13 protein-coding genes are annotated in these 12,934 nt (G+C 71.1%); 9 read left to right on the top strand and 4 right to left on the bottom strand.

Annotated elements, in window-relative coordinates:
* Positions 1-40: 40 nt before the first annotated feature.
* The gene (locus FE263_RS00135) at positions 41-964 is read left to right on the top strand and encodes a LysR family transcriptional regulator (RefSeq protein WP_138323941.1); all 924 of its coding nucleotides are present in this window, start codon (positions 41-43) and stop codon (positions 962-964) included.
* A gap of 91 nt (positions 965-1,055) precedes the next feature.
* Here the strand turns inward: FE263_RS00135 and FE263_RS00130 are convergent, their stop codons facing one another.
* From FE263_RS00130 to tsaD, 4 genes are read right to left on the bottom strand one after another with little or no spacing between them, the layout of a single operon-like run.
* Positions 1,056-1,949, bottom strand: coding sequence for a peptidylprolyl isomerase (locus FE263_RS00130; protein WP_138323940.1), 894 nt, complete (start codon positions 1,947-1,949; stop codon positions 1,056-1,058).
* A gap of 5 nt (positions 1,950-1,954) precedes the next feature.
* The gene (locus FE263_RS00125) at positions 1,955-2,914 is read right to left on the bottom strand and encodes an NAD(P)H-dependent glycerol-3-phosphate dehydrogenase (protein WP_138323939.1); all 960 of its coding nucleotides are present in this window, start codon (positions 2,912-2,914) and stop codon (positions 1,955-1,957) included.
* The gene (locus FE263_RS00120) at positions 2,911-3,774 is read right to left on the bottom strand and encodes a 23S rRNA (adenine(2030)-N(6))-methyltransferase RlmJ (protein ID WP_138323938.1); all 864 of its coding nucleotides are present in this window, start codon (positions 3,772-3,774) and stop codon (positions 2,911-2,913) included. Before FE263_RS00120 ends, FE263_RS00125 begins: the two co-directional genes overlap by 4 nt.
* Positions 3,771-4,883: a tRNA (adenosine(37)-N6)-threonylcarbamoyltransferase complex transferase subunit TsaD gene (tsaD, locus tag FE263_RS00115; protein WP_138323937.1), complete on the bottom strand. Its 1,113-nt coding sequence runs from the start codon at positions 4,881-4,883 to the stop codon at positions 3,771-3,773. The genes FE263_RS00120 and tsaD overlap by 4 nt, the downstream gene beginning before the upstream one ends.
* Before the next feature lie 38 nt (positions 4,884-4,921).
* Between tsaD and hemC the strand changes: the two genes are divergently transcribed.
* The 8 genes from hemC to FE263_RS00075 all read left to right on the top strand — a co-directional run bounded on the left by hemC (position 4,922) and on the right by FE263_RS00075 (position 12,933).
* Positions 4,922-5,992 carry a hydroxymethylbilane synthase gene (gene hemC, locus FE263_RS00110; protein ID WP_138323936.1) on the top strand — a complete coding sequence of 357 codons (1,071 nt, stop codon included), beginning with the start codon at positions 4,922-4,924 and terminating at the stop codon, positions 5,990-5,992.
* A gap of 25 nt (positions 5,993-6,017) precedes the next feature.
* The gene (locus FE263_RS00105) at positions 6,018-6,749 is read left to right on the top strand and encodes a uroporphyrinogen-III synthase (protein ID WP_240758911.1); all 732 of its coding nucleotides are present in this window, start codon (positions 6,018-6,020) and stop codon (positions 6,747-6,749) included.
* Positions 6,746-7,786, top strand: coding sequence for an L-glyceraldehyde 3-phosphate reductase (gene mgrA / locus FE263_RS00100; RefSeq protein ID WP_138323934.1), 1,041 nt, complete (start codon positions 6,746-6,748; stop codon positions 7,784-7,786). Before FE263_RS00105 ends, mgrA begins: the two co-directional genes overlap by 4 nt.
* Before the next feature lie 101 nt (positions 7,787-7,887).
* Complete coding sequence (locus tag FE263_RS00095; protein WP_138323933.1) at positions 7,888-9,564, top strand: putative bifunctional diguanylate cyclase/phosphodiesterase; 1,677 nt, start codon at positions 7,888-7,890, stop codon at positions 9,562-9,564.
* Positions 9,561-10,016 (top strand): BLUF domain-containing protein, encoded by a 456-nt coding sequence (locus FE263_RS00090; RefSeq protein ID WP_138323932.1) that lies wholly within the window; start codon positions 9,561-9,563, stop codon positions 10,014-10,016. Before FE263_RS00095 ends, FE263_RS00090 begins: the two co-directional genes overlap by 4 nt.
* Before the next feature lie 121 nt (positions 10,017-10,137).
* Positions 10,138-10,764, top strand: coding sequence for a DUF1345 domain-containing protein (locus FE263_RS00085; RefSeq protein ID WP_240758910.1), 627 nt, complete (start codon positions 10,138-10,140; stop codon positions 10,762-10,764).
* A gap of 101 nt (positions 10,765-10,865) precedes the next feature.
* Positions 10,866-11,564, top strand: coding sequence for an OmpA family protein (locus tag FE263_RS00080; RefSeq protein WP_138323930.1), 699 nt, complete (start codon positions 10,866-10,868; stop codon positions 11,562-11,564).
* Between the two features lie 19 nt (positions 11,565-11,583).
* Complete coding sequence (locus FE263_RS00075; protein ID WP_138323929.1) at positions 11,584-12,933, top strand: GtrA domain-containing protein; 1,350 nt, start codon at positions 11,584-11,586, stop codon at positions 12,931-12,933.
* Position 12,934: the final 1 nt, after the last annotated feature.

Below are 12,934 nucleotides of genomic sequence, written 5' to 3'. Positions count from 1 at the left end.
GCCGGCTATCCTGGCAGCTGTGATTGCAGGACGGGGAAGCATGGACCGAATCGACGCGATGCGGCTGTTCGTCGCCGTGGTGGAGGAAGGGTCGCTGGCCAAGGGCGGTCACCGGCTGTCGCATTCTCCGGCCTCGGTCTCGCGGGCGATTTCCGGGCTGGAGACGATCGCCGGCGAGCGGCTGCTGCACCGGTCGGCGAGAGGGATGAAGCTGACCGATGCGGGGGAGCGGCACCTGGCCGTGTTCCGCCACATCCTGTCCGACCTGGACAGCCTCGGCCGCGATCAGGCGCCGCAGAAGCAGCTACGTGGAACCGTGCGAGTTGCCGCGTCCGAGATGTTCGGCCGGTTGGAGGTGCTGCCGGTAATCGAGAGTTTCCTCGACGCGCATCCGGGCGCCTCGATCAGGATGGTCCTGCACAACGAGATCACCAATCTCGTCGACGATGGCACCGATGTTGCGATCCGCATCGCGGTGCTTCCGGATTCCGGGCTGAGCGCGGTGAAGCTGGGCACGATGCGACAGATGTTGTGCGCGTCTCCCGACTACCTGCGGCGCCACGGCACCCCGCAGGTTCCCGCCGACCTGCGACACCATGCCTGCATCGGCCGCGACGTGGCTGGCGACCGCGATACGTGGCCGTTCCGCTTCGAGACCGCCGGGCGCGCCCGCGTCCGCTCGATTGCCGTTCCGTCACGTCTCTGGCTGAACAGCCTGGTGACGTCACGCGATGTCGCGCGTTCGGGGCGCGGGATCGGACGCTACATGGCATACCAGGTTGCCGATGATGTCACCTCGGGGCGCCTGGTCCGTCTTCTGCCCGGACATGAAATCGATCCGCTTCCGGTACATCTTCTTTTCGATGGAGGCATCAGGCAGGACGGCGTCGTGCGTGCCTTCATCGACCACGCGACGCCGCTGCTGCGCCGGCGGCTCGAGAGCCTGCTGCGCCGGATCCGATGATCCGGCCGAGGGCGCTGGATCGGGATAATCCGAGCTGCCGTCATCGATCAGAGCATCATCCGATCGATCTACCACTCGAACGGATAAAGCTCTAGAAATTCATCCTGCGCACCGGCAGCGGAACGTTGCAGAGGTCAACGCCGCCCGCTGGCCGGACATAGAAGGGGTCGCGCCGATTGGCACGGGCCTGAACATAGGCAGAAAAAGCTGGCGTGCCTGTCCGCATCACCTGCCACTGCGGACGCTCGCCCGGCGGCAGTTCGCTCGCGAGGCGGACGCGCAGGATCGGCGTGCGCTCGCTGGCCTGCGCATAGAAGCCGAGCGCCGCGCTGCCGCGCGGCAGCGTATCCAGCGCGTCGATGCCGTCGATGATGCGCCCGACCAGCGCGATGTTGCGGTCGAGCTGACGCGGCGCCTGACCGATCACAGCATACAGCTCGGCGCCCGAGCCGGTATCCGGCGGCATGTCGCGGCCGACGCCGACCATGCCATAGCAATGCGCCAGCCAGGCGGAGCCGGCGGCGCGATCGATGCCGACCGGCCAGCCCAGCGCGAAGCCGACCGCGGGCGCGTAGGCGTCGGGCATCGGAAGCGGCGTCACCGCCAGGCCCCGCAGCGTGCGCTCGTACTCGGCGGGCGGATGCGCCACCAGCCCCGCCGGCGGCGGCCGGGTCGCATCGCCCCACTGCACGACGTAGTCGTCCTGCACCCGCGCGACGCCGGTGTGTTCGAAGGCGCGTGCGGCGATCAGGCGGCGGATGTTGGCGACATGAACCGGCGCGAAGTCGGGTGCCAGCTGGATCGTCACCCGGCGATGCGATGCGCCACCGAGATCGACCAGCATCAGCTGGCCGGCGGGGATCGTGCTCCAGGCGCCGGCCGGCGCGGCGGCGACGATCTCGACCGGGGTCGGCGCCGGAGCGGCCGCCGCGATGCCGGGCAGCACGGCGAGGGCGGCCCACACGCCGCGCATCTTGCAATTCATGCGATTCACTCCGGTCCGATCGGGCGCGCGAGTAGCAGCGCGCGCGCCTCGTCCAGCGTCAGGCTGCCGGCCAGCAGCAACGCCACCACCTCGATCACCGGCACCCCGACGCCAAGCAGCGCCGCGCGCGACGCCAGCGCCGGCGCCGTCTCGACCCCCTCCGCCACCGTGCTGCGCGACGACAGGATCGAGGTCAGGCTCTCGCCCCGCCCGAGCGCCACGCCGAGGCTGTAGTTGCGAGAGGTGGCGCCGGTGCAGGTCAGCACCAGGTCGCCCAGGCCGGACAGGCCGGCGGCGGTCGCGGCGCGCCCCCCGAGCGCCACGATCAGGCGGGAGATCTCGGCGATGCCGCGGGTGATGATCGCCGCCCGCGCATTCTCGCCGAGACCGTTGCCGGACGCGGCCCCCGCGGCGATTGCGATCACGTTCTTGGCGGCGCCGCCGAGCTGCACGCCGACCACGTCGTCGCTGGGATACACGCGGAAATTCTCGCTCGCCACCATCCGGGCCAGGTGGGCGCCAAGCAACGCGTCCGCGCAGGCCAGCACGGCCGCCGCCGGCAGGCCGGACGCCACCTCGTGCGCGAAGTTCGGGCCGGACAGCACGCCGAGCGGCACGCCGGGATGCAGCTCGGCCAGGATCTCCAGCGGCATCCGGTGGGTGCCGCGCTCGATCCCCTTGCAGCAGGCGATCATCGGCGCCCGCGAGCCGATGCCGGTGGCGACCGCGCGCAGGTTCTGCACCGGCACCGCGAGGAGCACGAGCCGCGCCGAGGCCGGCAGCCGGTCGGAGAGCGCCACGCTGTCCGGCACGGCGATGCCGGGCAGCCGCGGCAGGGCACCATCCGCGCCGCGTCGCTGCGGCGAGCGGCCCCACAGGGTCACCGGATGGCCGGTGCGGGCAGCCTGGATGGCGAGGCCGATGCCCCAGGCGCCGGCGCCGACCACCGCGATCGCCTCGCTCAACCCCGGGTCCTCATCGGGGCTTCCGGCAGCTCCGGGGTGAGCCGGGTCACGCTGCCATGCGCGGCACTCTCGTCGCGGCCGAGCCGGTCGGCGATGGCATCGAGGATCGCCGCCGCCGCCGCCTCGAAGCCCCAGGGCGGCGACGCCACCAGCAGCCCGCAGCCATTCAGGCGCGACGGATCGAGCGGTGGCCGCAGCAGTAGCTCGGCGCAGATCAGGTCCGGCTCGCCGCCGGCGCGCAGCCGGTCCTGCATGTCGCGGACCGGGGCGCGATGCTTGATCGGATACCACGCTGCCACCACCCCGGCGGCGAACCGGCGCCGCGCCGCGCCGATCGCCGCCACGATGCGGTCGAACTCGCCGGGCTGCTCGAACGGCGGGTCGATCAGGGTGAGGCCACGACGCGCAGTGCGGGGCGGCAGCAGCGCCTCGATCGCCGTCCAGCCGTCCCGGGCATGCACCGCCACCATCGGATCACGCGCGAACAGCCGGCGCAGGCCTGCATGATCCTCGCCGTGCATCTCGCAGCAGACCAGCCGGTCCTGCGGCCGCAGCAACGCGCGCACCAGCCGCGGCGAGCCCGGATAGTACGCCGGCGCGCCCGCCGCCCGCACCAGGCCGAGATAGTCCGCCAGCGCCTCGTCGGGGGGAGACGCGAGCAGCCGGCCGATGCCCTGCTGCCACTCGCCGGTCCTGGTCGCCTCGTCTGCCTGCAGATCGTAGCCGCCGGCGCCGGCATGGGTGTCGAGCACACCGAAGGCCGCCGGCTTGCGGGCGAGGGCGCGCAGCAGCCAGACCAGCAGGGCGTGCTTCATGCAGTCGGCGAAATTGCCGGCGTGGTAGGCGTGACGGTAGTTCATCCTGGCGACCCTGGCGTCGCCGCCATCTCCTGCAACGGCCAGCGCGGCCGCGCCGGTGTCAGCAGGTCGCCGGAGACGCCGCCTTCCACGGCCCCGGCCCGCAGTCGCTCGATCGCGGTCCAGGCGACCATCACCGCATTGTCGGTGCACAGCCGCAGCGGCGGCGCCGCGAACCGTACTCCTTGCGCCGATGCGACCGCTGCGAGCCGGGACCGCAAGGTGGCGTTGGCCGCGACGCCGCCGGCCGCAACCAGCAGGGTCGCCTCCGGCATCATGCCCAGCGCGTGGCGCACCCGGTCGGCCATCACGTCGGCCACCGCCGCCTGGAAGCTCGCCGCCAGGTCGGCCGCCTCGCGACGGTCAAGCGCCTGGTCCGCCGGCCTGCCGGCAAGACGCTGCGCCACCGCGGTCTTCAGGCCGCTGAACGAGAAGTCGCAGCCGGCACGCCCGAGCAGCGGGCGCGGCAACGGTATCGCGGCGGGATCGCCCTCCAGCGCGAGGCGCTCCAGCGCCGGGCCACCGGGCCAGCCGAGCCCGAGCAGCTTGGCGACCTTGTCGAACGCCTCGCCCGCGGCATCGTCGATGGTGCCGCCGAGCCGGCGGTACGACCCCAGCCCGTCGACGGCGATGCATTGGCAGTGGCCGCCCGACACCAGCAGCAGCAGGTAGGGGAATTCGGCGCCCCCCGGCACCAGCCCGGGCAGGCGCGCGGTGAGGGCGTGCGCCTCGATATGGTTGACCGGCACGAATGGAACACCGAGTGACAGCGCCAGCCCGCGGCCCAGCCCGCTGCCGACGATCAGGCCGCCGATCAGTCCGGGACCGGTACTGGCGGCGACCGCCACGAGATCGGCCGGCACGAAGCCGGGTTCGGCGATGGCGGCCTCCGCCAGCACGCGTCGCGCCAGCTCCGGCAGGTGCAGCAGGTGGGCGCGGGCGGCGATCTCGGGCACCACGCCGCCGAACTCGGCATGGCCGGCCTGGCTGAGCACCGCCTCGGCCAGCACGCGCCCGTTGCCGTCGAGCACCGCGCAAGCGGTCTCGTCGCAGGAACTTTCGATGGCGAAGACGTATCCGCCAGGATGGTTCGGCAGCGGGCTCTGCTCCAGCGGTCAGTCTTTCTTTAACCTCGGGCCGGTAATAGGACATGCAAATGGGTCCCGCACAGCCTTCATCGGCGCTCCAGAAGGCCGCCGCCGCCGCCGCCGCGCGCGGCCTGTCCATCCAGGCGCCGGCGGCCGCCTCGCACCGGCGCCTGCTTCCGTTGCGCGTCGGCACCCGCGGCTCGCCGCTGGCGATGGTGCAGACGCGTGCCTTCCTGACCATGCTCACCCGGTTCTGTCCGGTGCTGCGCGACATGGGCGCCTTCCAGGAACACCCGATCAGCACCACCGGCGACCGCGTGCAGGACCGGCTGCTGGCCGAGATCGGCGGCAAGGGCCTGTTCGCCAAGGAGATCCACGAGGCGCTGCTGGACGGCCGCATCGATTTCGCGGTGCACAGCCTGAAGGACCTGGAGACCACGCTGCCGCCCGGCCTGGTGCTGGCCTGCACGCTGCGCCGCGAGGATGCCCGCGACGTGCTGATCCTGGGCCAGGACTGCGTGCTGCCGGATTCCACCGACCCGTTCAGCAGCCTGCCGCAGGGCGCGCTGATCGGCACCTCGTCGGTGCGCCGGCAGTCGCAGCTGCTGCATGCGCGGCCGGATCTTCGCATCACCATGCTGCGCGGCAACGTGCAGAGCCGGCTCGACAAGCTGGCCTCGCGCCGCTGCGATGCCAGCCTGCTGGCGCTCGCCGGCCTCAGGCGCCTCGGCATGGAGGATCGTGCCGACCTCGTTCTCGATCCCGAGGTGATGGTGCCATCCGCCGGCCAGGGCATCGTCGGCGTGACGGTTCGTGAAGATGATACCGAGCTGCGCGAGCTGCTGTCGGCGATCGAGGATTACGAGGCGAGGGCGGTCGCCACCGCCGAGCGCGCCCTGCTTGCCGAGCTCGACGGCTCCTGCCGCACCCCGATCGGTGGCTATGCCAGGCTGATCCCGGTGGTGGCCGGCGGCACGCCGGAGCTGCATCTGACCGGCCTGGTGGCACGCGCGGACGGCTCGTTCCTGCTGAAGCGCGCGATCAGCGGCGCGCCGGCGGATGCCGAGCGGCTCGGCCGCGAACTCGGCCACAGCCTGCGCCTCGACAGCCCGCCCGACATCTTTGCCGAATAACCCGGCCGCAGCTTGCGGTGGTGCGGTGCTGGTCACCCGCCCCGAGCCCGGCCTGCGCGAGACCATGCAGGCGGTTGCCGGCCTCGGCTACCGCCCGGTCGCCTGCCCGATGCTCCGCATCGTGATGCGCCGACCCCGCCTGCCGTCGCCCCGACGCCTGGACGCCATCGTGCTGACCAGCGGCCAAGCGGTCGACGCGCTGGCCGGCGCCGCCCGGACCGAGCCGGCCTGGCTTGCGACACGGTTGCTCGCCGTCGGCGATCGCACCGCGCGGCGCGCCCGCGATGCCGGCTTCACCAGCGTGGACAGCGCACAAGGCGACGCCGCAACGCTGGCGGCGCTGGTGAGGGCGAGCCTGCCGCCGGGCGCCGCCATCCTGCTGGCCAGTGGCGCCCGGCAGGGTGACGCCCTCGCCGCGCGGCTGCGCCAGGATGGCCTCACCGTGCACCGGCGGGTGGTGTATGCGGCAAGGCCGGCGCCGGCGCTCGCGGCGGAGGCACGAGCGGCGCTTGCGGCCGGCGCGGTCACGGCCTGCCTGTTCCTGTCCGCCGAAACCGCCGACAGCTTCGTACGCCGGTATCCGGCCGCCCTGCTGCCGGTCCTGGCCACCGTCGACGCAATGGTGATAGGCCAGGGCGCCGCCGGGGTCTTGGGAGCGCTACCATGGCGGGGCATACAGGTTGCCGATCGTCCGGACGCCGATGCGGTGGTGGCACTCCTTCGGCGGACCGGTCCAACAGCCAGGAGGCAGTCATGACCTATCTCGCCAATCCCGAACGCTACGCCGAGGCCCGATACCGTCGCTGCGGGCGCAGCGGGCTCGACCTTCCGCCGATCTCGCTTGGCCTGTGGCACAATTTCGGCGGCACCGACGTCTACGAGACAGGTCGCGCCGTGGTCCGCCGCGCCTTCGATCGCGGCGTCACCCATTTCGACCTCGCCAACAACTACGGTCCTCCGTACGGCTCCGCCGAGGAGAATTTCGGCCGCATGCTGGCCACCGACCTCAAGTCGCACCGCAATGAGCTGGTGATTTCGAGCAAGGCCGGCTGGGACATGTGGCCCGGTCCGTACGGCGTCGGCGGCTCGCGCAAGTACCTGGTGAGCAGCCTCGACGAGAGCCTTGCCCGCATGGGGCTCGACTATGTCGACATCTTCTATTCGCACCGGCTCGACACCAGCACGCCGCTCGAGGAGACCATGGGGGCGCTCGACCACATCGTGCGCCAGGGCAAGGCCCTCTACGTCGGCATCTCGTCCTACTCGCCGGAGATGACGCGCAAGGCGCATGCCATCCTGCGCGGCCTCGGCACCCCGCTGCTGATCCACCAGCCGTCCTATTCGATGGTGAACCGCTGGATCGAGGACGGGCTGCTGTCCACGCTGGACGAGATCGGTGCCGGCTGCATCGCCTTCTCGCCGCTCGGCCAGGGACTGCTCACCAGCAAGTACCTCAACGGCGTGCCGGAGGACGCCCGCGCCGCCAAGGGCAGCTCGTTCTCCAGGAACCTGCTGAGCGACGACCTGCTCGCGCGGGTGCGGGCGCTGGATGCGATCGCGAAGCGGCGTGGCCAGAGCCTGGCGCAGATGGCGATCGCCTGGGTTCTGCGCGACCGCCGCGTCACCTCGGCGCTGATCGGCGCCCGTTCGGTCAAGCAGCTCGACGACAGCCTCGACGCCCTGCGCACGCTCGGCTTCAGCGACGAGGAACTGCGCGAGATCGACAGCCACGCGGTCGAGAGCGGCATCGATCTGTGGCGTGGCTCGGCCACCTCGGAGGCCGTCTCGGCCTGACGTTTTTGGTTCCATCCTGCGCGCTCTAACATTACGTTAACGACTTGAGCGTATTGGCTGACACCTGGACGCCCTGACCGTATCAGGGGCGAGGCTGCAGGATGGACAAAGACAACTTCTCGGACGGCGGCGCCGATCCCGTCGCAAGGGCTCTGGCCGATCTTGCGGCCGGCGTGATCGCCGTCGATCCGGGCGGCGCGATCGTCCTCGCCAACCCGTGCGCGGCTGGCTTCTTCTCGCCCGTCGACCCGGTAGGGCTGAGGCTGCGCACGCTGTTCAGCCTCGCTGGCGTTGCCGATCCGGAGTCGCTGGCGGAGGCTGTCGAGGCTGACGGCGCGCGCATTCGCCTGCTCGACGGCCGCGTCCTGGAGGCGCGCAGCAGGCCCGCGTCGTGCGGCGGCCAGGCGATAACGCTGATCGACGTGACGCGCTACGTGCACGAGACCCAGCGGGCGTCGCGCGACCCTCTCACCGGCCTCGCAAATCGCCTCGAGATGAGCGAGCGGATCGAGGCGCTGCTGTCGGTGCACCGTCGGGACCCCGGCAGCGCGGCACTCCTTGTGCTGGACCTGGATCGCTTCAAGGCGGTGAACGACACGCTCGGCCATCCGGTCGGCGACGCGCTCCTGGTCAAGGTGACGGAGCGTCTTCGCAGTGCGGTGCGACAGGGCGACGTGCTGGCGCGCCTCGGCGGCGACGAGTTCGCCGTCCTGCTGCCCGAACGGCCGCAGCCGGCGGCGGTCGAGGCGCTGGCGGCGCGGCTCGTCGACCTGATCGGGCGCTCCTATGTGGTCGCCGGCCACATGGCCAATATCGGCGTCAGCATCGGCATCGCGCTGATCCCCGAAGACGGCGAGGAGGCGGAAAAACTGCTCCGGCACGCGGATCTCGCGCTCTACCGCGCCAAGAGCGGCGGCCGCGGCCGCTACCGCTTCTTCAGCGCCGGCATGAACGAGGCGATGGAGGCGAGACGCACCCTGGAGCTCGATCTGCGCCGCGCGGTCGCGCTGAAGCAGTTCGAGATGGTCTACCAGCCGCAGTTCGATCTCGAGCACAACACGCTGGTGGGCTTCGAGGCGCTGCTGCGCTGGAACCATCCCGTTCGCGGCCTGGTCTCCCCCGGGGAGTTCGTGCCGCTTGCCGAGGAGATCGGCCTCATCACCTCGATCGGCGAGTGGACGCTGCGCACCGCGTGCCGCGAGGCTGCCGGCTGGCCACGTGAGGTCTCGATCGCGGTGAACGTCTCCGCCATGCAGTTCCGCAGCGACGCCTCGCTGCTGGCGACGGTCAGATCGGTACTGGACGCCACCGGCCTGAAGCCGTCCCGGCTGGAACTCGAGATCACCGAGGGCGTGCTCCTGAACGACACCGATCGCACCCTGGAGATCCTGCACGCGCTCAAGGCGCTCGGGGTGCGCATCTCGATGGACGATTTCGGCACCGGCTATTCCTCGCTGAGCTACCTGCGGCGGTTCCCGTTCGACAAGATCAAGATCGACCAGTCCTTCGTCAGTGGTTCCGAGGATGCGCACGCCGTCGCCATCGTGCGGGCGGTGGCGGCACTTGGCGCCAGCCTCGGCATGCGCACCACCGCGGAGGGCATCGAGACCCACCAGCAGCTGGCCCGCATGCGCGCGGAGGGCTGCAGCGAGGTGCAGGGCTACCTGACCGGCAGGCCGATGAGCGCCGCGGCGGCGGCCGGCATCCTGCTCGAACCGGCAGGTCCCGACGACTCGCCAGCCTTGCACCTTGCGTCGCAAAAGGAGTTCGCAGCTTGAACGACGTCCTGCATCGCCTGGTGTATTACAGCCGGAACCGGATCGCCGGTCCGCCGGAACAGATCGACGTGATCATCGCACACATCCTGGAGGTGAGCCGGCGCAACAACGAGCGGGTCGGGGTGACCGGTGCGCTGATGTTCAACGACGGCTGCTTTGCCCAGGTGCTCGAAGGCCCGACGGTGGCGGTCGAGCAGACCTTCGAGCGGATCCAGCAGGACCCGAACCATGGCGACGTCCTGCTGCTGGCCTGCGAGCCGGTCACGGCGCGTGCCTTCGACAACTGGTCCATGGCCTATGTCGGCCGGTCCACGGCCGGCGCCGCCCGCTATGGAGGCATCGCCGGCAGCACCGGGTTCGACCCCGTGACGCTGACCGCCAACGACCTGTTCGAGATCCTGCACACCCTGACGCTCGAGGAAGAGGAGGCGCCGGCCCGGCAATCGGCCTGAGCAGCTTTACCACGAGACAGGCAGCGCATCATCGATCGGATCATGCCCTGGCAGCTACCGCCCCCGGCGCGAAGCCTCTATTGCTCCGGCTTCCCAGGTCAGAAGGCTCCGGATCCGGCTCATGCTGCGCCATCTTCGCTACCGTCCCGCGCTGCTGATCGGCCTTGCGGTCGGCCTGCTGGCGGCCGCACTCGCGGCACCCCACCTGCGGCCGATCACATCGGGCCTGATCGGCTGGAACCTCGGGGTGCTGGCCTACGGGGTCGCCTTCGTGGTGGTGGTACGACGCTCCACCACCGAGGGGCTGGCACGCATCGCGGACCTCCTCGACGAGGGCAACTGGGGTGTGCTGCTGGGCACCATCGTGGCGGCGGTGGCCTCCCTCGGTGCCATCGTCGTCGAATTGGCGCAGTCGCATGGCAAGCCGCATGCGCCGTACAGCGAGGCATTGGCCGGCGGTACCGTGCTGCTGTCGTGGTTCTTCATCCACACGATCTTCGCGACCCACTACGCGCACGAGTTCTGGCGGGACGCGAAGGGGCTGCTGTTCCCAGGCAACGACCGCCCGGATTATCCGGAATTCCTCTATTTCTCCTTCTGCATGGCGGTGGCGAGCCAGGTCAGCGACGTCACCACGCAGAGCGCCGGCATTCGCAAGCTGGTGCTGGCGCACTCGCTCGTGGCCTACCTGTTCAACACCGCGATCATTGCGCTCGGCGTCAATATCGCCGCCTCGCTGGCGAGCTGAGCGCTCTGACGCTGCTTGCAGCTGACACAGGTACGTTCTATTATCGAAACGAACCCTTCGCGACGCTTGGAGTCTTTGGGCTCGATCCGCATATTCGGGGCATGAGCCGTGCCGCGCGCATCCTTCTCCCTGTCCTGCTGTGCGCGTGCTGCGTCGGCTGCAATTCGCCCGGTCCATCCACGCCGGTGGCGCAGGCCGGACGTCCTGCACCGGCCGCTGCAGCCGCTGCCGCGCCCGGCCAGCCGTTCGAGCCGGTCGTGGCAGAGCTGACCGTGCCGGCGGCCGGAGGCGGCACCACGCGGGTCACCAGCCTGACCTACGACTCCCGCGTGTTCTTCGATACCAACCGCGACCATCCGCGTCCGGATGCCGCTCCGGTGCTCGCCGCGCTGGCTTCCCGCCTCCGCGCTGCCGGCCCGAACGCCAGGCAGATCGCCGTTGTCGGCCACACCGACGATGTCGGCAGCGATGCCTACAACCTCGCGCTGTCGCGGCGCCGCTCCCGCGAGATCGTCCGCGAACTGGTGGCCGCCGGGCTGCCGGCCTCCGGGCTGCAGGCGATCGGCGTCGGGCTGCGCGAGCCGTTGCCGGGCGGCCAGGACGATGCCGACGCCCGCGCCCGCAACCGGCGCGTCGAGGTGCTGATCGGGGCGAGCCGTCATGCCATCGACGGCGTGCTGGCGGCGCGTCATCCGTCGCCGCTCGGCCTGCATCCAAACCGCCTGCAAGTGGTGCGGGTGCAGCCACGCGTTCCCGACGGCGTCAGCCGGGCTCCGCTCGGCGCGCCGGTCTCCTACTGAACCGATCCGGAGACTGAGCATGGCGATCGGCTTTCCCGGCAAGCCCGGCCATCCGGACCCGCTGCAGGCTGCCTTCCAAGAGGCGATGGCGTTCGGGCCCGACCGGGCCGGGCGCCTGCTGGTGCCGCCGGCGCTGCTTGCCGAGGCGGCGCAGCGAGAGGTCCGCCAAGGAGGCTCGCCGGTGCAGGCCGATGCGCGTGGTTTCACCCCCGGCATGCGCGGCGCCGTGCTGGAGCCGGCGCGGGCGCTGCTGTCTGAGTGGAAGCAGGTGCGCGCGGGTTTCGACGCCAGGCTCGGGCCGCATCGCGACGCCCTGGACGGCGCGTCGCGGCTGCAGCAGGAGCTTGCCGACCTGGGCCGCCGGCGCGACGAGGACATGGCGCAGGTCGAGCGCGAGATGGAGCAGAACCATCGCTACCGCGAGCGCCGCACCCGCTTCGAGGAGGCCGACGCCCGGTTCCGCCGCTACAGCGACGCCAACGGCAACCGTGGCGCGGTGATGATCGCCCGCCAGCCGGTCTATCTGCTGGCGTTGTTCTGCGTCGGGCTGACCGAGTGGCTGATCAACTACACCACCTTCTTCCTGTTCTTCGGCGTTCCGGCGATCGCCGCCGGCACCACCCTGATCCTGGCCTGCCTGCTGGCCTTCGCCTCGCACGGCCACGGCGCCATCCTCAAGCAGTGGACGCACCGCTTCGGCCACCATGCCGAGCGCACCAGGCGGATCGCGGACTGGCGCTTCCTCGGGCTCTCCACCCTGGCGCTGGTGGTCGTGCTCGGGGCGGCCGGCGGCTCGCGCTACATGGCGGCGCTGCACGTCATCCGCGAGCAGGGCGGCCCGAACATCCTGGGCAGCGACGTCGCGGTACAGAGCGATCCCGGCATCGACGTGCTGCTGTCGCTGCTGGCCAACCTGGCGGCGTGGCTGGTCGGCATCTTCCTCGCCTATGTCTCGCACGACAGCGATCCCGACTACATGGACGCGACCGGCCAGCGGCGCGTCGCCTGGCGTCGCTACCACCGGCTGCGCAAGCCCGCCGATGCCCGCATCCTGCAGATCGAGAGCCGCACCGCCAAGGAACTGCGCGAGACCGAACTGGCGTCGCGCAGCCGCATCGATGCGGCTCTGCCGGCGAAGGCGCTGCTCGACCAGGTCGAGGCACGTGACCGTGCCTTGCGCGACGCCATCACCGCCGCCGTACGCAGCAACGCCGAGCAGTACCGGGCGGCGCTGGCGACGGCCCAGGCAGCGACCGGCACCGCCACGGCAGCCGCCACCGGGGGCGCGCTGACGGTGCCCGGCGAGCGGCCGCCGGAGCCCGCGCGTCTCACCGTCGATCGCGGCCTGCTGTCCGAACTGGAGTCCTGAG

The organism is Lichenicoccus roseus, assembly GCF_005844085.1.
Taxonomy (GTDB): Bacteria; Pseudomonadota; Alphaproteobacteria; order Acetobacterales; family Acetobacteraceae; genus Lichenicoccus; species Lichenicoccus roseus.
This window is presented reverse-complemented; position numbering and strand designations above follow the sequence as displayed.

Coding starts and splice junctions, on each gene's coding strand:
- FE263_RS00135 (WP_138323941.1), top strand. CDS start 41: ATGGACCGAATCGACGCGATGCGGCTGTTCGTCGCCGTGGTGGAGGAA.
- FE263_RS00130 (WP_138323940.1), bottom strand. CDS start 1,949: ATGAATTGCAAGATGCGCGGCGTGTGGGCCGCCCTCGCCGTGCTGCCC.
- FE263_RS00120 (WP_138323938.1), bottom strand. CDS start 3,774: ATGAACTACCGTCACGCCTACCACGCCGGCAATTTCGCCGACTGCATG.
- hemC (WP_138323936.1), top strand. CDS start 4,922: ATGCAAATGGGTCCCGCACAGCCTTCATCGGCGCTCCAGAAGGCCGCC.
- mgrA (WP_138323934.1), top strand. CDS start 6,746: ATGACCTATCTCGCCAATCCCGAACGCTACGCCGAGGCCCGATACCGT.
- FE263_RS00095 (WP_138323933.1), top strand. CDS start 7,888: ATGGACAAAGACAACTTCTCGGACGGCGGCGCCGATCCCGTCGCAAGG.
- FE263_RS00085 (WP_240758910.1), top strand. CDS start 10,138: ATGCTGCGCCATCTTCGCTACCGTCCCGCGCTGCTGATCGGCCTTGCG.
- FE263_RS00080 (WP_138323930.1), top strand. CDS start 10,866: ATGAGCCGTGCCGCGCGCATCCTTCTCCCTGTCCTGCTGTGCGCGTGC.
- FE263_RS00075 (WP_138323929.1), top strand. CDS start 11,584: ATGGCGATCGGCTTTCCCGGCAAGCCCGGCCATCCGGACCCGCTGCAG.